The 22757-nt window shown below is 44.6% G+C and carries 23 protein-coding genes and 2 pseudogenes; 14 read left to right on the top strand and 11 right to left on the bottom strand.

Annotation, left to right across the window (positions count from 1 at the left end; genetic code table 11):
- Window position 1: 1 nt before the first annotated feature.
- From RJ60_RS09550 to RJ60_RS09540, 3 genes are read right to left on the bottom strand one after another with little or no spacing between them, the layout of a single operon-like run.
- The gene (locus RJ60_RS09550) at window positions 2-1024 is read right to left on the bottom strand and encodes a SurA N-terminal domain-containing protein (protein WP_258006263.1); all 1023 of its coding nucleotides are present in this window, start codon (window positions 1022-1024) and stop codon (window positions 2-4) included.
- Window positions 1021-1806 carry a nucleoside triphosphate pyrophosphohydrolase gene (gene mazG / locus RJ60_RS09545; protein WP_103134573.1) on the bottom strand — a complete coding sequence of 262 codons (786 nt, stop codon included), beginning with the start codon at window positions 1804-1806 and terminating at the stop codon, window positions 1021-1023. The genes RJ60_RS09550 and mazG overlap by 4 nt, the downstream gene beginning before the upstream one ends.
- Complete coding sequence (locus RJ60_RS09540; protein ID WP_258006262.1) at window positions 1803-2507, bottom strand: ribonuclease HII; 705 nt, start codon at window positions 2505-2507, stop codon at window positions 1803-1805. Before RJ60_RS09540 ends, mazG begins: the two co-directional genes overlap by 4 nt.
- A gap of 175 nt (window positions 2508-2682) precedes the next feature.
- Here RJ60_RS09540 and RJ60_RS09535 point away from each other — a divergent pair, with 175 nt between their 5' ends.
- The 7 genes and pseudogenes from RJ60_RS09535 (at window position 2683) to RJ60_RS09505 (ending at window position 8467) form a co-directional block, all read left to right on the top strand.
- Entirely contained in the window at window positions 2683-3141 is a 459-nt protein-coding gene (locus tag RJ60_RS09535) for a MarR family winged helix-turn-helix transcriptional regulator (protein ID WP_103134571.1), read from the top strand.
- Window positions 3142-3157: 16 nt separating this feature from the next.
- The gene (locus tag RJ60_RS09530) at window positions 3158-3823 is read left to right on the top strand and encodes an LptA/OstA family protein (protein ID WP_103134570.1); all 666 of its coding nucleotides are present in this window, start codon (window positions 3158-3160) and stop codon (window positions 3821-3823) included.
- 15 nt (window positions 3824-3838) lie between these two features.
- A complete protein-coding gene (gene serS / locus RJ60_RS09525; RefSeq protein WP_103134569.1) occupies window positions 3839-5107 on the top strand; it encodes a serine--tRNA ligase in 1269 nt (422 codons plus the stop codon).
- On the top strand, window positions 5108-5794 hold the full coding sequence (locus RJ60_RS09520) for a 16S rRNA (uracil(1498)-N(3))-methyltransferase (protein WP_103134568.1): 687 nt from the start codon (window positions 5108-5110) through the stop codon (window positions 5792-5794).
- A 7-nt stretch (window positions 5795-5801) separates the two neighbouring features.
- Entirely contained in the window at window positions 5802-6731 is a 930-nt protein-coding gene (locus tag RJ60_RS09515) for a 1-phosphofructokinase family hexose kinase (protein ID WP_258006261.1), read from the top strand.
- Between the two features lie 159 nt (window positions 6732-6890).
- Window positions 6891-7523 carry a DUF4332 domain-containing protein gene (locus RJ60_RS09510; RefSeq protein ID WP_180979933.1) on the top strand — a complete coding sequence of 211 codons (633 nt, stop codon included), beginning with the start codon at window positions 6891-6893 and terminating at the stop codon, window positions 7521-7523.
- A 143-nt stretch (window positions 7524-7666) separates the two neighbouring features.
- Window positions 7667-8467 (top strand): annotated as a pseudogene (locus RJ60_RS09505) (AraC family transcriptional regulator).
- A 133-nt stretch (window positions 8468-8600) separates the two neighbouring features.
- Here the strand turns inward: RJ60_RS09505 and RJ60_RS09495 are convergent.
- From RJ60_RS09495 to RJ60_RS09485, 3 genes are all read right to left on the bottom strand, one after another.
- Window positions 8601-9938, bottom strand: a complete 1338-nt coding sequence (locus RJ60_RS09495) for a cyclic 2,3-diphosphoglycerate synthase (protein ID WP_103134564.1) — start codon at window positions 9936-9938, stop codon at window positions 8601-8603.
- A 154-nt stretch (window positions 9939-10092) separates the two neighbouring features.
- Complete coding sequence (locus RJ60_RS09490) at window positions 10093-10281, bottom strand: hypothetical protein (RefSeq protein ID WP_099829614.1); 189 nt, start codon at window positions 10279-10281, stop codon at window positions 10093-10095.
- A gap of 5 nt (window positions 10282-10286) precedes the next feature.
- Entirely contained in the window at window positions 10287-11363 is a 1077-nt protein-coding gene (locus tag RJ60_RS09485; RefSeq protein ID WP_103134563.1) for a ThiF family adenylyltransferase, read from the bottom strand.
- A gap of 94 nt (window positions 11364-11457) precedes the next feature.
- Here RJ60_RS09485 and RJ60_RS09480 point away from each other — a divergent pair, with 94 nt between their 5' ends.
- Window positions 11458-11772, top strand: coding sequence for a hypothetical protein (locus tag RJ60_RS09480; RefSeq protein ID WP_103134562.1), 315 nt, complete (start codon window positions 11458-11460; stop codon window positions 11770-11772).
- On the opposite strand, the pseudogene RJ60_RS09475 reads toward RJ60_RS09480, so the two are convergent.
- A pseudogene (locus tag RJ60_RS09475) lies at window positions 11754-13483 on the bottom strand (ABC transporter ATP-binding protein). The gene RJ60_RS09480 and the pseudogene RJ60_RS09475 overlap by 19 nt on opposite strands.
- Before the next feature lie 201 nt (window positions 13484-13684).
- Here RJ60_RS09475 and RJ60_RS09470 point away from each other — a divergent pair.
- The 4 genes from RJ60_RS09470 to RJ60_RS09460 all read left to right on the top strand — a co-directional run bounded on the left by RJ60_RS09470 (window position 13685) and on the right by RJ60_RS09460 (window position 15933).
- Window positions 13685-14047: a flavodoxin domain-containing protein gene (locus RJ60_RS09470; RefSeq protein ID WP_258006258.1), complete on the top strand. Its 363-nt coding sequence runs from the start codon at window positions 13685-13687 to the stop codon at window positions 14045-14047.
- Between the two features lie 47 nt (window positions 14048-14094).
- Window positions 14095-14238 carry a hypothetical protein gene (locus tag RJ60_RS16205; protein WP_258006257.1) on the top strand — a complete coding sequence of 48 codons (144 nt, stop codon included), beginning with the start codon at window positions 14095-14097 and terminating at the stop codon, window positions 14236-14238.
- A 303-nt stretch (window positions 14239-14541) separates the two neighbouring features.
- Window positions 14542-15279, top strand: coding sequence for a GNAT family N-acetyltransferase (locus RJ60_RS09465; RefSeq protein WP_103134561.1), 738 nt, complete (start codon window positions 14542-14544; stop codon window positions 15277-15279).
- Complete coding sequence (locus RJ60_RS09460) at window positions 15280-15933, top strand: Crp/Fnr family transcriptional regulator (RefSeq protein WP_103134560.1); 654 nt, start codon at window positions 15280-15282, stop codon at window positions 15931-15933. It begins immediately after the preceding gene.
- Here the strand turns inward: RJ60_RS09460 and RJ60_RS09455 are convergent.
- From RJ60_RS09455 to RJ60_RS09445, 3 genes are read right to left on the bottom strand one after another with little or no spacing between them, the layout of a single operon-like run.
- A complete protein-coding gene (locus tag RJ60_RS09455; RefSeq protein ID WP_099829608.1) occupies window positions 15930-16580 on the bottom strand; it encodes an HAD family phosphatase in 651 nt (216 codons plus the stop codon). The two genes, RJ60_RS09460 and RJ60_RS09455, sit on opposite strands and share 4 nt — an antisense overlap.
- Window positions 16577-17644, bottom strand: coding sequence for a winged helix-turn-helix domain-containing protein (locus RJ60_RS09450; protein ID WP_103134559.1), 1068 nt, complete (start codon window positions 17642-17644; stop codon window positions 16577-16579). Before RJ60_RS09450 ends, RJ60_RS09455 begins: the two co-directional genes overlap by 4 nt.
- On the bottom strand, window positions 17644-18711 hold the full coding sequence (locus RJ60_RS09445) for a helix-turn-helix transcriptional regulator (RefSeq protein WP_103134558.1): 1068 nt from the start codon (window positions 18709-18711) through the stop codon (window positions 17644-17646). Before RJ60_RS09445 ends, RJ60_RS09450 begins: the two co-directional genes overlap by 1 nt.
- A 1630-nt stretch (window positions 18712-20341) precedes the next feature.
- Between RJ60_RS09445 and queD the strand changes: the two genes are divergently transcribed.
- Window positions 20342-20710 (top strand): 6-carboxytetrahydropterin synthase QueD, encoded by a 369-nt coding sequence (gene queD, locus RJ60_RS09440; RefSeq protein WP_099829604.1) that lies wholly within the window; start codon window positions 20342-20344, stop codon window positions 20708-20710.
- A complete protein-coding gene (locus RJ60_RS09435; protein ID WP_103134557.1) occupies window positions 20704-21489 on the top strand; it encodes an energy-coupling factor transporter transmembrane protein EcfT in 786 nt (261 codons plus the stop codon). Before queD ends, RJ60_RS09435 begins: the two co-directional genes overlap by 7 nt.
- On the opposite strand, the gene RJ60_RS09430 is transcribed toward RJ60_RS09435, so the two are convergent.
- A complete protein-coding gene (locus tag RJ60_RS09430) occupies window positions 21479-22756 on the bottom strand; it encodes a HEAT repeat domain-containing protein (RefSeq protein WP_103134556.1) in 1278 nt (425 codons plus the stop codon). The two genes, RJ60_RS09435 and RJ60_RS09430, sit on opposite strands and share 11 nt — an antisense overlap.
- Window position 22757: the final 1 nt, after the last annotated feature.

The following is a 22757-nucleotide window of genomic DNA, read 5'->3' as shown; positions in this document are numbered from 1 at the left end:
TTCATTCTCCTCCATCTGCTTCATAGTATCTTTCTACTATGGCACTTTCTTTGAAAGGCTTAAACTCTTGTTCTTTCCAGACTCTCCATAACAAGTCCTTTTTCTCTTCGATCAGGTTCTTCTCGATCTCTTCCCTCACATCTTCAACACCCTGCGAACCTGCAGGAGAGTATGACTGAAGATAGATAACCGCGTATCTGTTGTCAAGAGTTACAACAGAAGAAAGCAATTCGCCGTCCGTTGGCTTGAAGAGGGACTTAACCAGTTCGGGATTGAGACTTTCAATTTCCTGCCTCGTGAAGCTTCTGGTAACAACTTCGGGAAAAGTGTCGAGAACGGAAGCTGGATTTGCATCTCTCGACGCGGCCTTCCATACAGAATAGGCTTCGGAGAATGAATCGAACAGGAGTACCTTCATGTTCGCTCTCTCTTCCTCCACAGCATACTTGGACGAATTGGCCATGTAATACTGCTCAATCTCCTCTTCTGTAACCGTAGCATTCATGGTGACTGCTTCATAGAGAGCATTAAGAACCTCTCTGTATGCAAGATCCCGGACAACTTTCGCCTCATAGGAACTCAATCCGTCGATGTATCCCCTAAGTATGTAGAAGAGATCTGCATCGGACTTCTCGATCTCCAATTCTGCCAGTGTATCCATAATAGACTTATTAACAACGCTCTTCAGTGCTTCTGAGTTGGGCTCTATCCCAGCTTCTCTCGCGTACTGGATAAGAAGAGTCTCTTCAATCAACGCCTCCAGAGAATGCCTTTCATATTCTTCAAGCAACTTCTGACCGGCTTCCGTGTTCAGAAGCATCTCAGAAAACAGAGGATCTACTTCTTCGATTCTTTTTGATATTTCAGTGTAATTAGGCAGAACTTTAGAAAGAAAAGCGTCCATGGTGATAATCTCGCCATTTACCCTGGCGGCTATCCCACTTCCTGATAAATCCTCCGTTTGCGCAAATGTTGCTACAGTGAGTAACATAATAATCAGGGCAGCGATCAGCAGCTTCTTCAATTTGTACCCTCCTTCGCATTTTCCCACAGGTGATTAAGCTCATCTATGGTCATGCTTTCAATATCCAGACCGTATCTCTCAATATGACTCTCCATCTCGTGAAAACGGTTCACGAATTTCTCTGTCGATCTTCTCAAAGCTGATTCAGGATCAACCTCGAGAAATCTCGATAAATTAGCAATTGTAAAGAGAAGGTCACCGATTTCCTCTTCAATCTTCTTCTTATCTCTTTCCTTTATAGCACAGTCCAGCTCTTCAATCTCTTCATTCAGTTTGTCGCGCGGACCATTCATATCTTCCCAATCAAATCCAACAACCGATGCATTTTCCTGAACCCTGCGGGCCAAACTAAGTGCTGGCAGCGCTTTGTTGACCTTGCCTATTGAAGAAGCGGGAGACTCATTTCCTCCCTTTTCCTTCGCTTTGATCTCTTCCCATTGGCGATAGGAGTAGCCTTTCGAATCGGAAAAGACGTGGGGATGCCTTCTGATAAGCTTTTCAGTCAACATACTGACAATATCCGTTATAGAAAACGCCCCTCTTTCGGAAGCAATCTGTGCGTGGAAGACTATCTGAAGGAGAACGTCGCCAAGCTCTTCTGCCAACTCATTGTCATTCCCTTCGTCTATAGCATCGAGAACCTCATAAGCCTCTTCTATCAGGTACGGTTTCAAAGACCTATGAGTCTGTTCTATATCCCATTCACAGCCTCCGGGAGATCTCAACTTCTTCATTGTTTCGATTAGTCTTACCCATTCGCTTTCCTCAAACTTGTCTCTCAATTCTTTGCCTCCATCTCAACCATGCCCGCTCTAAAAAGCCTTGCCCTGCCAACTCTTTCTTCATTTGACCAATGCGTTGCCAATTCCTTTGTGATCAGCTCTCTTATCGGCCTGAATGTCAATCTGTGCCACGTTGTTGGTCCGTATTTTCTCAGAGCCTGCAGATGTTTTTCAGTGCCATAACCCTTATGACTTCGATAGCCATATTCAGGATACAGAATGTCCAAAGAATCCATAATTCTATCTCTGAATACCTTTGCTACAATTGAGGCACTGGCTATCGATGCGCTCCTTCTATCTCCTCCGACTATGCACTCGCCCTTAACATCTAGATTAAGCGACTTTCCATCAACCAGAACGTAATTGGGCCTTTCGGATAAATTGTTCAGAGCCCTATTCATTGCAAGCCTTGTTGCAGCAAGAATGTTCAGCAAGTCAATCTCCTCAGGCGACGAGACCCCAATACCAACTATAGAAGCCTCCATCACTCTATCGTATAGATACTCTCTTTCTTTTCTGCATAGAGACTTGGAATCATAGACACCGTCCACAGGTTCGAGCGTAATGACTGCTGCGGCTACAACCGGACCAGACAGAGGACCTCTTCCCGCTTCGTCAACTCCGGCAACTGTTATGTAATCCTCTCTATATGAGACATCGAACCTTGTCAAATCGGTGAGCTTTCTTTCAGCTGATTTCATACTGAGATTATACATCACCATTCGGTGGCCTTCAGTCACCGTTATTATGCAAGTATAACCGTGAATGAACGCCACCAACGCTAGAATCAGTCATAACCCTGGTTAAGATGATGATATAATCTCTTGAGTAGTAACGGTTTCTTTCAACCAATACAAAGGGTTTGGAGGTGTAGTGATGTCCGGAAATGAAATCGAAAAGGAAGACGCTGCAATTCTTGAGAAGAATCTTAGAACGATTTCTACGAGGATTAGAAGGGAAGGAAGAAAGGTTCTGAGGGACTTCCCGATCACTCCGGCCCAGTTCGATGTCCTTCAGGTCCTTTTCTTCAATGGAGAAAAGAGGATGAGTGACATCAGTCGCTGGCTTGGAATAACCAAGAGCACAACAACAGGTCTTGTGAAAAGGCTTATTGATGCTGATTTGGTAGAACGAAGACGTTCCGACAAAGATAGGAGATCATTCATAATCGACATTTCCGATTCTGGAAGAACACTTATAGAGAACGTTATCGATAGAAGAGTAGAGTACCTGAAATCGGTAATGACTGAAATAAAGTCCGATCAGGTAAAGGCTCTCGAGGTAATCGTCAAGAATCTTATAGAGATAATGGACTCTAAGAAAGCAAACGAATAATCGTCTGGAGGTATTCATGAAGAGAAAGAGTATTATTATAACTGGACTAATTCTCGTTTCCCTTGCAGCAACAATCTTTGCAAGCACCGTGAGAATCAAAGGGGATACTGTTCTGGGGTCGCTCCGAAAAGATGTCTTTACTTTTATAGGTAACGTGTCGATAAATAAGGATGGAGACATTTACGTAGAGACTGCTCTTGCAACGGCTACGAAAGGCACAACTGACTGGGAAAGCTTTGTGACTGAAGGGGAGACATTCGTCAAGTTTCAGACCGGTGAGGCAACCGCCTCATCCCTTGATTACAACCTTGATAAGTCAACCGGCATACTTGTCGGAAATGTTGAAGCGATTATCTACTCAAAGGAAGAAGATGGAAAAAACATAAACATTTATCGGACAGAGATTCTCAACTTCGATCAAAAGAGTGAATATTACGAGGGTTTCGCGAAGGAGACCGAAGAGGCAACTCCCGAACTTATCTTCATCGATTACAAGGGCGACCTCAACGTTGATACCCTTTACTTCGAATACTTTGGAGATACGGGACTCCTGAACCTTAAAGGAAGCGTTTTCGTAGATGACTTCAAGAATAGTAGGAAGATCTGGGCCAGTGAACTGATTTACGATACAAATGACGATTCATTCGAAGGAAAGAGTGTGGAGATAGAGCTTGTTTTCTAGCAGGAGGAAGAGACAATGATTGATGTAAGGTTGATTCGAGAGAATCCGGAGATTGTTAGAAAGGGCCTTGAACAGAGGTGTATGAGCTCCGAACTACTGGACGAAATTGTGAATCTTGAGTCAAGGAGACGAGAGGCTCTTCAAATTGTGGAGCAAAAGAAGGCCGAAAGAAACAGTATATCCTCGGAAATCGCCCGCGCCAAGGCCAGTAAAGACCAGAGTCTTGCTGCTTCTCTGATGGAAAGGGCAAAGGAGATTTCGTCTGAAGTCAAGGACCTGGACAACCGAACTTCTCAAATTGACGAAGAGCTTAGAGAGAAACTCCTGTATCTTCCGAACATCCCCTCAAGCACGACCCCTGTAGGAAAGGGCGAGGAAGACAATGTAGTTCTCAGATCCTGGGGTGAACCGAGAAAAGTTGATTTTGAAATCAAAGCTCACTGGGATTATGGTCCGGACACAGGACTGATTGACTTCGAAAGGGCTGCCAAGATTTCTGGAGCGAGATTCACTATTCTTAGGGGAGATCTCGCAAGGCTTGAGAGGGCAATTGCGAATTTCATGCTAGACCTCCACCACTCGAAGGGATACGAAGAAGTTGCCCTTCCTTTCATGGTGAAGAGGGAGACAATGCAGGCAACAGGTCAGCTTCCCAAGTTCGAAGACGAGGCTTACAGGATAGATCCCGATGATATGTTCATGATACCGACGGCCGAAGTGCCGCTAGTGGCACAACACATGGATGAAATAATAGATAGCGATCTTCCAAAGAAGTACACTGCCTACAGCGCCTGCTTCAGAAGAGAAGCCGGATCTTATGGAAAGGACGTAAGAGGAATGATAAGGGTCCATCAATTTGACAAGGTGGAGCTCGTCTGGTTCACTCATCCCGACAAGTCCTATGATGCGCTGGAGAGTCTCACTGCCGATGCCGAGGACGTTTTGAAGAAGCTTGAACTCCCTTACAGAGTTGTATCTCTCTGCACCGGAGATATCGGATTTGCATCAGCCAAGACATACGATCTTGAAGTTTGGTTGCCTTCATACAATGCATATAGAGAGATCTCTTCCTGTTCAAATGTTGAAGACTTCCAGCCGAGAAGGGCAAACATCAGATTCAGAGACGACGATAACAAACTGAGGTTCGTGCATTGCCTGAACGGTTCGGGACTTGCAGTTGGAAGAACTCTGGTTGCAATAGTGGAGAACTACCAGAGAGAGGACGGAAAAATCGTTGTTCCCAAAGTGCTCGTGCCGTATATGGGACAGGAGGTTATCGGTTAATTGCCGAATGCTTACTTTGTATTGGCAGAAGGTGACACGGTCACTCTTGACAGCGATGAAACGAAGCACCTTAAGGTGATGAGGGCTAATCCGGGAGATGAACTGATAGGTATCGACGGAAGGGGAACTATCTACAGATTCGTTCTTAAAGAGCTGGGAAAGTCGAGAAGTTCTGGAAAGATAATCGAACAAGAATACATAGAACGAGATAAAAAAAGAGTAACTATAGCCGTGGCATCAACGAAGTGGCCACGGCTTCGCATTCTCATTGAGAAAGCTACTGAACTCGGAGTAGATAGAATAGAAGTCTTCAACAGTGTGAGGTCAGTCTCGAGACTAGACGAAAGCAAGACCGCAAAGCTCCTGACCGTAGCCAAAGAGGCCGCAAAACAGAGTGTGAACCCTCGTGTTCCAGAAGTATCTGTTCTGAAGAGTTTCGCCTTGGAAGGATCGCGTAATCTGCTTCTTGACTTTGGAGGAAGAGCAATTAGGGAGATGCAAAGAGATCTTGCTGAGGAACGTAATCTGAGAGTGATTGTTGGACCTGAAGGAGGTTTTACTCAGAAGGAGATTGCGGAGTTGACCGATCGTTGCACTTCTATCTCTCTCGGTAGTAGAACGCTTAGAGTGGAGACAGGTGTTATTGTCATTCTAAGTATTATCAATTACTTTCTTGGCAGAATATAGGAGGAAGATGATGATCTTTTCACTGACATTGAATGCAGCGCTGGATAGATTTCTCTACACAGAAAGACTTACAGAAGACGATACCGTAAGGGTAGAGAGAGTGAAGGATTACCCCGCCGGAAAGGGAGTAGATGTGTCTCGAGTAGTAAACGAACTGGGTGGTCACTCTGTATCAATTGCCTTTCTTGGTGGACACACCGGAAAGATAGTAGAGGAAATGCTGGATGAAGAAGGTGTTGTTTATGCAACGGTAAGAAGTGATAAGGAGACGAGAACGAACATACTCATTGAAACGAAAAAAGGACAATACAGGTTGAGTCTTCCGGGACCTGTTATCTCCAACAGAGAAGTAGACAAGCTGTTCAAGACGGTCGATATTCTGCTTAGAAAGGATGACTATCTGCTATTATGCGGAAGTGTTCCAGAAGGAGTCAGCAACGATATTTACAGGCAGCTGTGTTCAAGAATGAGGGGTATTGGTGTCAACGTCTATATTGATTCCGATAAAGAACCTTTTTCTGAAGGAGTAAAGGCCGGTCCCAAAGGAATAAAGCCGAATACACACGAACTTCAGAGGTTGCTGAAACGAGACTTGAAAGGAGAGTCCGACCTCAGAAGGGCAGTTCAGGAAGTTTCTGAAAAGTACTCGATCGAGGAAGTTCTTCTTACTATGGGTGGAAAGGGAGCTCTTGCACTTCTGAGCGGCAGCCTCTATAGAATAAACGTTCCTGAAGTTCCTGTAAAGAGCGCAGTTGGCGCCGGCGACTCATTCCTTGCCGCCTACTGCATGTCCAGAGAGCTGGGAGAAACAGCAGAGGTTGCGTTGAAAATGGCTGGAGCTGCTAGTTCTGCGGCTGTTATGACTCCGGGTACTGAACTCTGCAAGTACAACGATGTTATTGAACTCCTGCCAAGAATCGAAGTAAAAAGGCTATGATGACTTTCAGCGCGTACTATCAACGTTTCTGCCTGCTTCTTGAAGGTTCCGTGCCTCCTTCATAATGAGAAGGGCGATCGATGTGATAAAGAAGATTTCTCGGTTTTCCTCAAAAGAAAGGGCAAGAAACCAAATGTTATTGATAGTCTAGTAGAAGATGTGGTCTTCTTTGAAAGGTCCCTCCTTGATTCGAAAAGCAAAACAATCGAAGAGACAGAAACAGAAGATATTCTGTATTTCAGCAGAGTCTTTGCGGAAGAGAGAAGCTTTCCGAAGAAACTTCTGAGGAGTATAGCGCTCTATTTCTGTTTTCTATCGAAACCTTCACTCGCTGCACGTGCTTCCGAGCTTCGTGAGAAAGAAGTATCTTCGGACCGAAAAGGACTTAAACTTGATAGTTTCCTGGGGCACGACAGACAGGTTATTGACAAACTCGTACAGGCAGGGATCATCCGAACTGACCAGATGATCGAAGCTGCATTTACTCCAGAACTTAGGGAAAGCCTATCTCAACGGACAGGCATCGAAATTCACAAGATAATAGAATACTTGAAACTTTCAGACCTCTCGCGGTTGAAAGGGATGAAAGGCGTACGGGCAAGACTGTACTATGAGGCAGGTGTGGATGTGGATAAACTTGACAATCTCTCTTCTTGGGAATCGGAACAACTGAGGCTAATGCTGATTGATTTCGTTGAGAAGACTGGCTTTGAAGGAATTCCGCCTCTACCGAAGGAAGTTAGCAGCACTATCGAAGCTGTCAGAGCAATTGGAAGACTCGTCTTATACTGATTTTCCATTTCTTCATTGAATCATTTGACTCCACCAAGTTGATAACCAAGTCTCCAGGTTTCTATTCGGATCATGATAATTCCTATCAAAAAGCCACTCTCTTCACTAATGTATGATCTTGCATACACTGAGGAGGTGAAGGGATGGTTAAGAATACCGTATTGAAGGAAGATTACGTCGATTGCGTCAATTCTGTTATAGATTACATTGAAGAGAGTCTGTCAGCTCAAGTTGCTCTCAGCGATCTCTGTGCAGAGACATTCTACTCGCCTGTTCATCTTCAGCGAATCTTCCTCCATACAGTTGGCGAAACCATCAGACAGTATCTAAAGGGTAGAAGGCTTAGCGAAGCGGCTGATAGGCTAGCAACAACTTCAATGCCAATACTCGAAATTGCTCTTCAGTTCGGATATGATTCCCAAGAATCCTTCACTAGAGCATTCAGAAGCAAGTATTTTATTACCCCGGGAAAGTATCGAAGACTCGGACTTCACTTCGCCGTTACCCAGAAGAAGAGACTTCACAGGAGAGACATTTTGAGTCTTGAGGGAGGGATAAGAATGGAACCGAAAATCGTTTACAAAGAAGCATTCAAGGTAGTAGGTCTCAAGTATTGGGGAAACGATCCGGCGAATAATTGTCCGAAGTTCTGGCGTGATTTCATGGAGAGATACTCAGAGATCGAGAATGTTATGCCTTCACAGGAGCACTACGGAATAATGTGCACCGGGGAAGAGAATTTCGTTGACGGTAAGTTCGACTAAATTGCTTCCGCAAAAGTTTCAAGCCTGGACAAGATACCGGTGGGAGTGGTGAGGGCCGAGATACCCGAGGCAACGTACGCTGTCTTTACCCACAAGGGAAAGCTCGACTCACTGCAGGATACTTACGAGTACATATACGGCAAGTGTTTCAGAACTCCGAGTATGAACCTGTCGGACTGAAAGAGTTTGAGCTATATGATGGGAGATTCACGGGAGAAGAAGACTCGGAGTTCGATATCTATATACCTTTCAAGAAGAAACAATAAACAAGAAGGAGGGTGACTGGAATACCAGTCCTCCTCTTTCTTAGACGTCAGATATTATGCTTCTTGAGGAATTCCTCGATTATGTCTTCCAAATCGGGCTTCCCAATTTCCTGAAGCTCGTAGCCTATCCTAACTGCCGGTTTCTTTATGTCGATGACTCTTCTCAAGTCTATCGGGGTTCCAATTATGACGAGATCAACGTCTGCCTTGTTAATGGTCTCCTCTAGCTCCTTCATCTGCTTTTCGCCATATCCCATGGCCGGAAGGATTTGATCCAAGTGATTGTACTTCTCGTAAGTCGCAACGAGTGATCCAACTGCATACGGTCTTGGATCGACTATCTCTCCAGCACCGAATTTCTTGGCCGCTACCCAGCCGGCCCCATATCTCATTCCACCATGGGTTAGAGTCGGTCCGTCCTCAACAACCAGTACTCTCTTGCCCTTTATTTCAGATGCCTTGCCCCCCTCTATGGTGATCGGAGAAGCACCATCGACAACGATTGCATCGGGGTTGTGTTTCGCAATATTCTGTCGGACGGTATCGATGTCCTCCGGAGAAGCGGTTTCTTCCTTGTTGATAACGATTACATCGGCCATCATCAGATTTGTGAAGCCGGGGTAATATGTAGTCTCGTGACCGGCTCTGTGAGGGTCGACTACAGTGATGAATAGATCTGTCTTGTAGAAGGAAAAGTCGTTGTTTCCGCCATCCCAGATAATTACGTCTACATCTTCTTTTTCTGCTTCTCTGAGGATCGCCTCGTAGTCAACGCCTGCGTAGATAACTGCTTTACGGTCTATGTGAGGCTCATATTCTTCTCTTTCTTCTATCGTGCATTCGTGTTTGTCGAGATCCGAATAATCGGCGAATCTTTGAACCTTCTGCTTCACAAGGTCTCCATATGGCATGGGATGTCTTATCGATACAACTTTCTTTCCCTTTGCCCTCAGAATGTCTAGGACCCTTCTCGTTGTCTGGCTCTTGCCACAACCTGTTCTAACTGCGCAGATAGAGATTACCGGTTTCGAGGATTTGACCATCGTCTTGCTCGGACCAAGAAGTACAAAGTCTGCTCCGTGAGCATTGGCTATTGCCGCCCTCTCCATAACATATTGATTCGGAAGGTCGCTGTATGCAAGCACTACCTGATCGATCTTGTGCTCGTCAATCAACTTTCCAAAGTCATCTTCTGGCAATATCGGGATGCCGTTAGCATAGAGCCTGCCTGCGAGTTCCGCAGGATACTTCTTTCCATCGATACCGGGAATCTGCGTTGCCGTGAAGGCTACAACTTCGAATTCGTCATTGTCCCGATAATAAGTATTGAAGTTGTGAAAATCGCGTCCTGCGGCGCCGAGAATCAAAACCCTTTTCTTTTCCAATTTCTACACCTCCGTTTTTATTTAAACTATCCATCAAAATTCTACATTCAAAAGAGTCAATGTACAAAAAAACTCAATTCTCCCACAAACCGATAGAGCTTAATAAATCGCTCCAACTGATCTTATACGCAAGTATGCGTAAGTATGCGCCAGTTTATCCGCCGTTGGCAGCATTGATTATGAGAACTCTTGACTTGGCCGGAATCAACTCTCCCTGCCTTACCAGACGGCCATTCACCATAACCAGAACTGAGACTCTCCCGAGTCGAGTCTCCTCTAAAAGTTCTCCATATGTCAAATCTCTGTCGAAATCCCACTTCCTGTCTCCGTATACCACTTCCAAGAGAGTCACCTCTTCGCTTTAGAACAGATCGGGCAGTCTTCCCTGCGCTCAACTGATATTTCCTCGAATCGGTTTCTCTTCAGATCGAAAGAGAAGACTTCACCTTCATAAGGTCTTTTGTTGAGGTAGCTTATCACGATTGCTGCTTCAAGCAATCCGCCGAAGTAGCTGGCAAACGGCAGTATTCCTTTGGGAGCAGCGGTATCCTTTCTATTGTCGCCCATGAAACACCTGTAGCATGGCGATTCTCTATCCCTAAACATGGCATAGCCGCTGAAGCCTTCGACTCCAGAATCGACGAAAGGGACTCCATTTCGATAGCACGAGTCGTTTATCAGATACCTGGCATCATAGTTGTCAACACAGCTGACAACGATATCCGGTCTTTCAGATCTAATTAGCTCCGGATCAAACTGCTTCCGATAAACTTTTGCGCTTACTCCACTGTAATACTGTAAAATCTTTCGCTCAATAACACTTGCTTTTGAAAGACCTATATCTCCATAATCGTACAAAATTTGTCGGTGCAAATTGTTAAGCTTCACTTCACCGGGCTCAACAATGCAAACATCATCAACCCCGCTATCAAGCAAGGCCTTTATTAGGGGACACCCTAATCCACCTGCTCCAATAACCATCACTCTGCCCTTTCTAATTAACCTGTCAAGACTTACTGGGAGTTCTTTTACGGGGGCTGCGCTCGACGCGTCACTCATCAACTGGAAGAATACATTTGCGGCGATCACCGGAGCGTATATTAACGGTAGAGTGTGAGGAAAAGCAACAATCTTCTTCCCTTCATCTTCTTCAATGCTTATCTCGTCCCCGTCAATGAATTCTATTGTAGCTTTCTGCCTGTAGATCAACGGAGAGTAGAAGGGAAGGATTTTCTGCCTGGGAAAGTCTCCAGTAATCCCGGATAGGCCGCTCCTTATCAACAATTCAGCTATTCGTTCTTCTATCTCACTTGATAGTCCGCCGAATGTCTCCCCGGCAAGTCGAAGAAGCGAAGGCTTAGTCACTCCTTCTACAAGTAACTGACGCTCATACCATTTGAAAAGAAAACCTCTCTCAATGTCCATAAGCATCCCTCCAAAGAACTCCGGCTAGCTTTAAGTATAACAAATAAACCTTAATGTCCAGATTGAGAGTCATAATCTTCAAGGGGGTGAAAGTATGAGATACAGAGTAAGGAGTTGTCTCTTCCCAACAGGATACTCGGATAACTGGGAGACGATTGAAAAACTCCAGCTGCACGAATCGCTTTCTGAAGGTAAATTCAAGCCCTCATCGTCATCAAGGCATTCCGAGCCAGCCTCCTTAGATCCCGATTACTGGCAGAAAGTTGAGCAACGTCTTGAAGAAACCTACTTTGGAAACTCTTTCAGGAGTATTCCCAAGAGCATCCTCGAGGAGTTCATCACAACTGTCCTCAGCTTACCTGACAGATACGTTTACATAGAAAGAAGCAATCACATGTCGGGGATGTAACCCTTGAATTGAGCCCTGTAGAGTCTCGCGTAGTGCCCACCCTTCTCGAGAAGCTCGTCATGAGAGCCTCTCTCAATTATTCCGTCACTTGTTATGACAACTATCTCGTCTGCATTCTTTATCGTTGAAAGCCTGTGAGCAATTACCAGTGTGGTACGGCCTTTTGATAAGGCTTCCAGAGACTCTTGTATCTTGAGTTCCGTTTCATTGTCAAGAGCGGAGGTAGCCTCATCCAGTATCAGAAGCGGAGGATTCTTGAGAAATACCCTGGCAATTGAAATTCTCTGTTTCTGACCACCTGAAAGCATTACGCCTCTTTCGCCGACATACGAATCGTACCCATTTTCCAGGCTCAGAATGAAGTCATGGATATTTGCTCTCTTAGCCGCTTCAACTATCTCTTCGTCTGTAGCGTCGCCCTTGCCATACGCGATATTGTCTCGAATGCTTCCTGCAAAAAGGAAAACATCCTGCTGAACTATCCCTATATGGCTTCTTAAGGAATGCAGAGTCACATTTCGTATATCTATTCCGTCTATAGTGATCTTTCCGCTATTGACATCATAGAACCTCGGTATCAGATGACATAACGTTGTCTTCCCTCCCCCAGAAGGGCCGACAAGAGCCACCATTTCTCCTGCTGGAATATGAAGGCTGATATCCTTCAGAACGTTTTCTCCGCCGTCGTATGCGAAAGATACCCCCTCTACTCTTACATCTCCCCTGACATCTGTCAGTTCAATAGCGTCAGGAGAATCGGTGATACTGGATTTTGTCTCCATTATCTCTACAAACCTTTCAAATCCAGACATACCGTCTTCATATTGCTGAGCGAACTGCATAAGTCTTCTTATAGGCTGCAAGAAGAGATCTACATATAGAAAATAGGCGACAAAGGCGCCAATCGTTATCTCGCCTGAGTAAGTCAAATAACCTCCAAGAGCGAGCACGGTGACCTTGAGCATGTTCATCATCAGGTCGATACCGGTTGTCATCTCAGCCATTGATTTGAATGCAAACTGTCTCGACTCTTTGAACTCCTGATTCCCAAGATCGAACTTGTTCTTTTCGAATTCCTCGTTGGTGAACGATTGTGCAACCCTTATTCCCGAAATACTGTTTTCCAGTTGAGCATTCACATTGGCAATCTTCTTCCTCACGAGTCTGAATGCCCTTGCCATCTTCTGCCTCTTCTTGATCCCGTACCAAATCATGAAAGGGATGTAAGCAAAGACCACAAGAGTGAGCCTCCAGTCATTCTGCATGAGAATGACGAAAGCTCCGACCAGAGTGACGACCGAAATGAAAAGATCTTCAGGCCCGTGATGAGCGAGTTCAGTTATCTCTCTTAGGTCATTGACGATTCGCGACATTATCTTTCCTGTTCTTACCTTGTCAAAATAACTAAAAGAAAGAGTCTGGAGATGGGAGAAGATATCCTTTCTCATGTTGTATTCCATTCTTACTCCACAACATGACCCCAGTAGTTGACAATGTAGTTGAAGACGGCCCTCAATATGAACAGCATCGCCATAATCACTGAGATGATCACTATACCTCTCATATTCCCGGATGGTATATAGTTGTCAAGCGCTAATGTGGTGAATCTAGGGAACACCAGATCTATTCCTGCGATCATAAAAGCACAGGCCATGTCAAGTATGAAAAGCCTCAAATGTGGCCGATAATAGGCTATGAACTTTCGAATCATTGTAGGCCTCCTATGTAGTAAGGTAAGCGTCTCAATTCTACATTAGAAAGATCTAGATAACAAGGTTGAAAGGAATCTTCTGAATAGTTGAACTTGAATGGCCCTTTTAGATAGTTCTTCTGAACTCTCTTGGCAAGACTAGATCGCTACTTTTGCTGTTAGAATGAGAAGGAGAGTTAAGGAAAACAGGAGGGAAATCTTGTGCCAAGAGTAGTTGTTTTATCCAAGAGCCGGTATGGTAGCTCGGAAAAGTATGCGACGTGGATTGCAGAAGAACTGGAGGCAGATCTGTTCGCTGCAGATAGTTTCGATGCCAAGAAGTTTCATAGTTACGAATGTGTTGTCTTCGGCGGCTCTCTATATGCCAGCGAGCTTATTGGTATAAATGTGATAAATGAGAACTTCGAAACTCTAAGAAATAAGAAGGTAGTTCTCTTCTCGGTAGGAGCATCACCGGCAAGACCAGAAGTATTAGAAGAGATTAAGCTCAAGAACTTATCTCCTGAAATGATATGCCATGCAGAATTCCATCACCTAAGGGGGGCTTTGACTTCAATAAACTGAATATCAAAGACAAAATCCTCATGTCTCTCTTGAGATTAAAGCTTAAGATGAAGAAGAGGCACGGACAAGAATTATCCGACGATGAAAAAGGCATGCTTGCTGCGTATGAAACGGTCGTCGATTTCACAAAAAGAAAGGCGATCGAACCAATTGTCGAGAGTGTTCGAGAATATCTGGCAGAAAGCACTTGAGACTAAGCGATTTGTCGCATAAGATCAGCTCACCGTGAATCTGTTGGATGAATCAGTAAATGAATTGGCTTAGATTTGCTTCAGAAATCAACAATGGAGGGGTATTTGTGTCGAGTTTCTTTCGATCCCATCAGTCAGCCTGAAATTTCCTTAGTGGAGTTGCCTTCTGCATAGGTCATAACGTATCATGTCAGAGGCAGCAGCTCATCAAGAAACCAGTGATTTACCGCACTCATGTCAACAATAAATGGCTAGTCAGTTATGACGTAGGATTTACCTGAAATTGGTGAGATTGGAGGTACTATGTCAAGGATCAGAAAGCTTGAAGAGATTACGTTGAACTCCTGGCCCGCCGCCTACAGCAGGTTGAGGGATGGATGGATAATGAGATACGCCGGCGGATACACAAACAGGTCAAACTCAGTATATCCACTATATGATTCTCACGAATCTCTTTCTCATAAGATCGAAGAGGTCAGATCATTTTACCATTCCAGGGATCTGCCTCCAATGTTCAAATTGACACAGGAGTCTAAGCCGGTCTTCCTTGACAAAACCCTTGAAGAGATGGGCTTTCAAGAGATAGACAGGGCTCTCGTCATGACTAAGACCTTGGACAGCAAAAGGTTAGATCTCTCCGATCTCGATATCTTCCCAACACCGGAAGAAAGATGGCTCGACATCTTTTTCTCACTTAACAAGAGAGCACGGGGTAATAAGTCTTGGGCAAAGAAACTTCTTTCGATGGTAATATCCGAGAGCTTCTTCGTGCTACTCAAGAAGGAGGGAAACGATGTTGGTTGTGGTTTGGCAGTCATTGAAGGAGACCATATAGGATTATTCGGAATAGCTGTCCTCGAAACTGAAAGGCGAAAGGGTTATGGAATGCAGATAACCGAAAAACTGCTGGAACTCGGAAAGAAAAGGGGCGCTAGAATCGCCTATCTTCAAGTAGACAAACCTAACATAAATGCGATAAGACTCTATTCGAGAGTCGGGTTTAAGATGGAATACGAGTACTGGTACAGGATTGATAAGTAGATGCTGCATAGCATAGACCTTTTCAGCGATTTGACTTCCGGCGAGATAGAAGAAATGCTTGTTGGCTCTCGAAGGATGCACTCTTCAAGCAACCAGGTCTTGTACACTCCCGATGATCGGTGCGATTCGCTAAGTCTTGTTCTCGAAGGCAAACTCCGAATATCAAAGTTTTTGCCTTCAGGCCAGGAACAGATTATGAACCGTCTGGAAAAGGGGCAGATGTTCGGCGAGGCGTTGGTTTTTGTAGGAAGAAGGTATGCTTCTTATGTGGTTTCAGAGAAGGATTCGGAGATTCTCAACATCCCCAAGAAAGTGCTTCTGTATGCTTTCAAGAATCAGCGCTTTCTTCTCACTTATCTCAGAAGCATTTCCGAGAAGATCTTGAATCTGTCAAGCATAATCGAGATTCTTTCACTATCCACTGTGAAGAAAAAGATCGCCAGTTATCTGCTTGAATTATCTCTTGAAAAAAACTCCCAAACTTTGAAGCTTCCCTGCACAAAGAAGACTCTGGCCAGTCAAATAGGATCAACGAGAGAGGTGGTGTCCAGAAACTTCTCGGAACTTGAAAGAGACGGGATCATTTCCATGCCTGATAGAAACACAGTGGAGATAAGGAATCTCAAGCGCCTGGAAAACTTGCTTTTCGACTAACTCTCAAGAAGTTTTTCGAGATACTCTTTTACTCCGTAAAGATCTTCGAAAACATCTTTCGAGAAAGACAAATCTAGATGGGCATTCTCTTCATTTCTAACACCCAGCACTTCCATTCCGGCTCTAACGCCACTTCTTATTCCATTTGGCGAGTCTTCAACAACAACACACTCTTCAGGCTTGACTCCAAGAAGCTCCGCAGCCCTGAGATAGATAATAGGTGAGGGTTTAGATTCATGAACTTCATCACCACCCACAACTACCTCGAAGTAATCGAGTACATTAATCTTTCTCATAAGTTCCTCAATGGCGGCCCTCTCTGTAGATGAAGCTATGGCCAGCTTAACCTTTTCCGACAGGTAAGCGAGAAGGTCGATCAACCCGGGATTTGGTTCTAGAGTCTCCCTTGCAAGCTTCATGTACCTTTCCATGTATCTTCTGCCAAAGTCCTCAGGTTTCATATCTAGTCCCGCCGTTTCTACAACGACCTTCTGGGTCTCTGTCATCTTCAGACCCATCTGCTTTTCAAACAACTCAACACTTATCTTACCGCCCAGCTCGGTTACCAGTTCCGTACATGCCTTTCTATAGACTTTTTCCGAATCGATAATGACCCCGTCCATATCGAATACTACCGCTCTAATCATCTTTTCTCCCTTATGTTCAACAGATTTCTAATATCTGCAGCTGCTCTATTTATGGTCTCTTTTCTTACGCAGATGACGCTGTTAAATGGGTCCACATCTATCAACGATGACTTGAAAAGAAGACCAATGTGATAGGAGATAGTCGACTTTGCAAGTCCAGTGAACTCAACTAAATCTCTCTGCAGGGCGGGCTCGTTATTCAACTTCTTCAAGATCTTGAAACGGGTTTCATCCGACAAGACTTTCAGAAGACTCCTCAACCTTACCTCTTTAGGTATTCTGCCCGAGAAATCTTCAGTAACTTCTTCAAGACCCATTATAAGGAGGTGGAACGTCGGATAGGTCATTACACCGGAGTTTGTGTGGGGCACAGAGTTCTGAAGTGTTATATACAAGGGTTTGGACTCGTCCAGCGTTATGCCATAATAGTCTAGATAGTTCGAGAATGCATCTCTAATCCTCTGAGGAGAACTGTTCTCCACGTACCCTTTTACAAGCCTCATGTTAAGCTCCCTCAATCCGCTGCGCTCATAGTAATTCAGGATTTTCAGCGTATTGGAAGAGAGGAAATCCATTGCGGTCTTCGGGAAGAAAAGCAGCTGGTTTATGAACCATACTGTGTCAGCACTTATTCCGCCGATTGCCTCTATAGCCTGCGAGACCTTCTGAGGGTTCTCATGGATCATACGATTAAGTTCATCGTGTGAAATCTTCAATCTTCTGTCGGCAAAGACCCGAATGAATCGATCTCTTATCAGCTTTACGCCTTCCTCAGCTATGTTTAGGCTTTCCTCTATTGTTACGAACATTCCGTCCTGCAGCTTCTGCCTAATTGGAAAGAGTATGGGAGCCATCACACCTAATTCATTCATGAAGGTAATATACATCCTTGTTGACCATTCTGTGTCTCTCAACAAATCCCCTCTGAATTCCATCAGCTGCGTTGATGGCTCATAATCAACTCCGAGTGTCTTAAGCACTTTCTCAACCGGACCAGTGTTGAGCGAGAATTGAATGGCCATCGTCAGATCGTATATCTCGAAGTATCCTGTAATCAATTCCATTACTCTTCACCCTCTTCGTACAGCGTTTCCAATCTCTTAAGTATTTTCTCGAGACGCTCTTTATTAAGTGAAAAGTACACCCTTCTGTGATCCTTACGACTCGTGACAAGAGCCAGCTCACCCAATGTAGAAAGGTGGTAGGAAACGGTCGCCTTCGACAAACCCACAATTCTCGCAAGCTCATCTACGTATTTCGGCTCGTCGGATATCGCCTTAAGAATCTGCATCTTTGTCTGATCGGAAAGGTTTCTAAGAAATAATCTGAGAGTGTTGTCGGTTACCACAGGATTCATGATCTCTTCGATCTGTTTCAGGTGCTCACTGAAAACTATAAGTTGGATATCGCAGGCGCTGGCGAACTTGAGGCCCGAATACTTGAGAGTGTTCTGAAATAAAAGGTGAAGAGGCAAATCTTCCCTAGGCCTTATACCGTAGAATTTCAAGAAATCCTCCGCAACTTCCTCGTACTCTTCGGCTCTGAATAGTCTTAGCCTTTCAGCGATCTTGTCACGATTCTTCTTTCTGAGCCCGGATTCTTCATAGTGCTTCTTAAGTTCTCTCAGAGCAAAGATGAGAATCTCCTTAGACTGTTTGGGAAACTTGATCAGTTGAGTGATGAACCACGTCGTGTTCTCAGAAAGGTCTTCAGCCTTGTCGACGGCCTCCGAAACGATGCTCAAGTCACCGTCTAGCGTCTTCTTCACGTCCTCTTGAGAGAGATTTAGATTGTTCAACAAGATGCTGTCAACCACACACCTTGCCTTTTCTTCAAAACTTTTTCCCAGGCTCTCTATGGCCTCTTCAAGAAGAAGCTCGCCTCCAGGCTCCTCTGGAAAATCACAGAAGAATATGACACTGTCCTTTATTTCGGAGAAGACCTCAACAGCCACTCTTATCGACCAGTTATCATTACTTCTAACTCTATCAAGAAATTCGGCAAGTTCTCTTCCAGGTTCGAAATCAAACCCCAGGTCTTGCGAGAGCGCATCGAAGTAACTCTTTCTATCAGCAAACCCACATGCCATTAAAATCTCTACAAGTTCAACGTATCCCGGAATGATTTTCAAGGAATACACCTCTCAAGTTCGACTTGTCTTGAATTATAGCACAGATACAGTTAGAGTAATTTAGAACTGATCTCTCTGTTCTGACTAGACATAGCTCTTAGGCTTTGCATAACTTGCTCCAACACAAATCTATTCATGCTTATGATCCCTACCATTCAACGATCAGAGAATATAAGGTCCTTAAACGACATATAGTTAGAAATTCATTGTTCGTTAACATTTATGGTTTGACAATTATCAAACCCAATGCTAAGATCAAAATGTAAGAGATGAATCGAACGCAACGAAAAGGAGGAGTCGATATGAAGAGAGAACCAAAGAGAATACGAAAAGACATTCAGAAAGAAATCGACAAGGCAAGATCGGCTTCTGCAATACACGGTAATTTCCTGGCGTTCTGAAGAATTTACCAGTAGAATCGCGACATACAAGCAACCCCCCTTTTCCCCCACGGAAAGAAAGATGACTTCGGGTCTCAGCAGAGGCCCTTTTTTCTTTCCTTTCAAAGTAGGGGAAGGACCTCCGTACTATCAAAAGCAAAGAGACCTTGGTCGCTGATGAAAACCACGTTGGCCGTCAACGATCCTCCGTCCTCCGAAATTGACAAATTGCAAGTGCCAAGATGCAAGTTGAATAAGAAAACGGTTATCCGTTATCGGTTCTCCGTTCTCCGAGAAGCACATCAGTTGCAAGTTCCATGTTATAAGAACAAAAGCTAAAAGCGGCCCTTCCCATCAAAAAGTGGGTCCTTGATCTTAAGCACACAGCATTTCTTGGAGCGAGATCCCGATCAGTTGCATATCGGGATGACATCCGTTTTGTTTTCACGTCATCTGAGATGATACCGGTCAGAGTCTTGTTTTCTCGTGAGGGCAGCGAACGTCTCGACAATGCTCTTTCTCGATTGTTCTTATCGGTGGACTGGTTCACGGTGTTCTCGGACGGTTGACCCGTAACGGTCTACGACGATCATTTCTCGCACTCTCAAAGCAAAACTCCCGACAACGATTTTTCTCGGTTGGTCTCACAGACATGCGCCAAACGCCAGGAGTTTCAACAAAAAAGAGAGCCCGAAAGCTCTCTCGTGATTTTCCAGCACTCTCTCAGAGAGTTATGAATGATCTCGTCTTGAGAATCCCAACTCTCACTTTCTCTATCTGCTCTGTAACTTCCTTCATCGATTTCATCTGATTTTCTGACATCTATCATCCCTCCCCGGTTCGATACATCTCTTACAGTACTATCATGACAGATAGTTAGATGAATGTCAAACATATTCATGCAAATTTCGCAGTTATCTAACTATAGAGTGAGCTAGCTCGACCGGTTTGTCAGCTGATAATTATCGACATCTTCTTCAGAAATTCTATGCTCTGCGAATCTTTTCCCACATTGAGCATCTGTTATGGCCAGTAAATCACTTTGAGGACCTATTCACTCTTAGTCTTTCTCTTTCTTCATTGTGCAGCGAAACACCGATGCTGGTATCCGTTAAAGGGATTCCTCCGCTCAATGGCAGGACAAATCATCAGCATTTTCTTGGTGTTACCCTTCTGACAAGCGAGAATACGATATGATAGTCTCATGGAGAGTCTGTACTGGTAGTGATAAAGGACGGTGATAGAGACTCATGTTCTTCCTAACTAAGGAGTTCACATTTGATGCGGCTCACAATCTGACCAGTTATCACGGAAAGTGTGAGAAGCTTCACGGCCACACCTATAAGCTTCAGATAACAGTTGCCGGAGAGAAGAATCAAGAAGATATGGTCATCGATTTTCTGCGGCTCAAAGACATAGTCAAGTCAGAAGTGTTGAGCTTGCTTGATCACGCATACATAAATGATGTTATACCTCAGCCGACAGCAGAAAACATAGCCGAGTGGATATTCAAACGCCTGGCTTCCAGGGTTGGAGGAAGCGATTATGAGCTTTACGAAGTGGCGGTGTGGGAAACACCGACTAGTTTTGTTCGTTACAGGGAGAGAGATGTTTGGTAGGAGTTCCTTTTGGGCGATTCGTTCCAACGAACTCGGTGATTCACAAATTGTCACCGATAGCAAAGACCATAGCCTTTGTTTCGCTTTCAATAGGCTCGCTGTTTCTGAGCGGGATTGCAGATTTCACAGTCTTCCTATCACTCTGGATTGTTCTCTCCGCACTTTCAGCAGTTCCTTTCAGGGAGTTCGTAAAGACGCTACGGGGGATAAGGTTGTTAATCCTGTTGATCGTAGTCTTTCAGATCCTTTTTACTCACGGAAGAGTCTTGCTGGACTTAAAGGTTTTGAGGATCACAGAAGAGGGTTTGATAAACGCTGCGGTGCTTTCGGCCAGAATGATTCTTGCGGTGCTTTTCAGTATAATGCTTTCACTTACAACAACACCCCTGGAGATCTCTTCTTCTGTGGAAGAGATTATTGGAAAACTCCCCGGGGGTAAGAAGCGGTCTTCTGAAATTGGAATGGCGCTTTCTCTAACTCTCACTTTCATCCCCCTTATCTCCCTTCAGACAAACCGAATAATCTTGGCACAGAAGGCGCGGGGAATAGAGTTCGACAAAGGGAGCATATTCTCAAGAGTGAAAAACTCAATCTCCGTAGTGATCCCGGTAATTGCAACCTCGCTGAAGAAGGCTCAGGACACTGCTGCCGCCCTTCAAATAAGAGGATACAGACCTGGGCACAAGTTAACTTGCCTCAAAGAAAAAAGCTGGTCTTTGAGTGACTCGATTCTCTTAGTAGTAACGATGCTTTCGATTCTGACCGCCATCATACTGTGAAGCCGAAAAGTTCGGCCAGACGAGAAGGATTTATCCTTGCCATAGCTCTTACCGCAGAGATTCTTAGGCGGCTTTCAATGGAAGTATTTAGAGCGATTTCTTCAAGATGAGGAAGAGGTCCTTCCAGTTTTAGAAGTCCCGTTACGGAAGAAGCGAGTACTCTTGTCTGAAGGTCCTCTTTTCTGTTAGAAAGAATTCTAGTAATATGATCTTCGATATCGATAGTCTTAAGTTTTTTCACGGCCCTTAGCGATGCCTTTTTTAGCCGGGATGATGTTGATCTAAGAGATTCATCGATAACATCTGCAATAGAATGATCCATAAGACTTGCCAGCGCCTCCATACATACGGCTCTCACTCTGTCAGAAGGATCTTCTAATCCAGTGTGTAAAATCTCTGCTGCAGAGGGTTCTAAGAGACCTTTAATATACTGTGCGCCAGCGAATCTCATCTCTTCATCCTCAGAATCCATGAATCTCTCTGCTGACTGAAGCATCGAAACATCGTACCCTTTGATCTTCCTGTGAGTTTTCATTGCGGAGATTGCAACTGTTCTATCATCGGAATCAATCAATTTCTTGAGAGTGGGAAGTGCGATATCATCAGGAAAGGACTCGAAAGTCTCAACAATTATCTGTTTGACTTTTGAGGATCGGAAATCCTTCAAGAGAACTAGAAGCTCTTCAGCGGCGCCTGAGTTTCTCTGGCCCAATCTCGAAAGTAGCGCCACCTTCTGGAACTTGCCCGAAAGAGATGAAAGCTCCTCTTCTTCAAGCCTGAGCTGCCCTTTGCAGGCCGCCAGGATACTCCGAATATCGTTACTCGGGTCTTCGTCAAACTCCTTCAGGAGTTCGTTCTCCCCGGCTTCAGCCAGAGCGACAACAAAAGTCTTCCTAACCTTTTTGGAGGGGTCGGCGGCGATTCGCCTCGCAAGATCCTCGTCTTCATAGCCAAATTCCACGAGTTCTTTCGCTGTTATGCTTCTGACAAGATCTGACGGATCGTCCAATGCTTTGAGAATAGAATCTCGGTTCTCACTCAACTTTGCCATAGTGACCACTGCATTCTTTCTGACCTCGGGAGAAGGGTCTTCAAGAAAGCTTTCAATATTCTCTATTCTCATCTCTCTATCAGCAGCAGACTTCACTGCTCTTGCCCTTACGTATGCCGAAGGTGAATCCAGCATCTCTTTTACATCCATTTCTGTTCTGGAGAGAATCTCCTCTTCTATAGCCTGAAGCATCTTCCTGATATCCTTTGGATTCATC

It is taken from the genome of Mesotoga sp. B105.6.4 (assembly GCF_002896535.1).
Lineage (GTDB): Bacteria > Thermotogota > Thermotogae > Petrotogales > Kosmotogaceae > Mesotoga.
Note: the sequence above shows the minus strand (reverse complement) of the source record. Positions and strands in the feature narration are given on the sequence as shown.

What these genes read in the sequence shown, in the direction of transcription:
- RJ60_RS09540 (WP_258006262.1), bottom strand. Translation starts at nt 2,507, where the DNA reads ATGAAATCAGCTGAAAGAAAGCTCACCGATTTGACAAGGTTCGATGTC.
- RJ60_RS09535 (WP_103134571.1), top strand. Translation starts at nt 2,683, where the DNA reads ATGTCCGGAAATGAAATCGAAAAGGAAGACGCTGCAATTCTTGAGAAG.
- RJ60_RS09530 (WP_103134570.1), top strand. Translation starts at nt 3,158, where the DNA reads ATGAAGAGAAAGAGTATTATTATAACTGGACTAATTCTCGTTTCCCTT.
- serS (WP_103134569.1), top strand. Translation starts at nt 3,839, where the DNA reads ATGATTGATGTAAGGTTGATTCGAGAGAATCCGGAGATTGTTAGAAAG.
- RJ60_RS09515 (WP_258006261.1), top strand. Translation starts at nt 5,802, where the DNA reads ATGATGATCTTTTCACTGACATTGAATGCAGCGCTGGATAGATTTCTC.
- RJ60_RS09485 (WP_103134563.1), bottom strand. Translation starts at nt 11,363, where the DNA reads ATGGACATTGAGAGAGGTTTTCTTTTCAAATGGTATGAGCGTCAGTTA.
- RJ60_RS09480 (WP_103134562.1), top strand. Translation starts at nt 11,458, where the DNA reads ATGAGATACAGAGTAAGGAGTTGTCTCTTCCCAACAGGATACTCGGAT.
- RJ60_RS16205 (WP_258006257.1), top strand. Translation starts at nt 14,095, where the DNA reads ATGAAGAAGAGGCACGGACAAGAATTATCCGACGATGAAAAAGGCATG.
- RJ60_RS09465 (WP_103134561.1), top strand. Translation starts at nt 14,542, where the DNA reads ATGTCAAGGATCAGAAAGCTTGAAGAGATTACGTTGAACTCCTGGCCC.
- RJ60_RS09460 (WP_103134560.1), top strand. Translation starts at nt 15,280, where the DNA reads ATGCTGCATAGCATAGACCTTTTCAGCGATTTGACTTCCGGCGAGATA.
- RJ60_RS09455 (WP_099829608.1), bottom strand. Translation starts at nt 16,580, where the DNA reads ATGATTAGAGCGGTAGTATTCGATATGGACGGGGTCATTATCGATTCG.
- RJ60_RS09450 (WP_103134559.1), bottom strand. Translation starts at nt 17,644, where the DNA reads ATGGAATTGATTACAGGATACTTCGAGATATACGATCTGACGATGGCC.
- queD (WP_099829604.1), top strand. Translation starts at nt 20,342, where the DNA reads ATGTTCTTCCTAACTAAGGAGTTCACATTTGATGCGGCTCACAATCTG.
- RJ60_RS09430 (WP_103134556.1), bottom strand. Translation starts at nt 22,756, where the DNA reads ATGAATCCAAAGGATATCAGGAAGATGCTTCAGGCTATAGAAGAGGAG.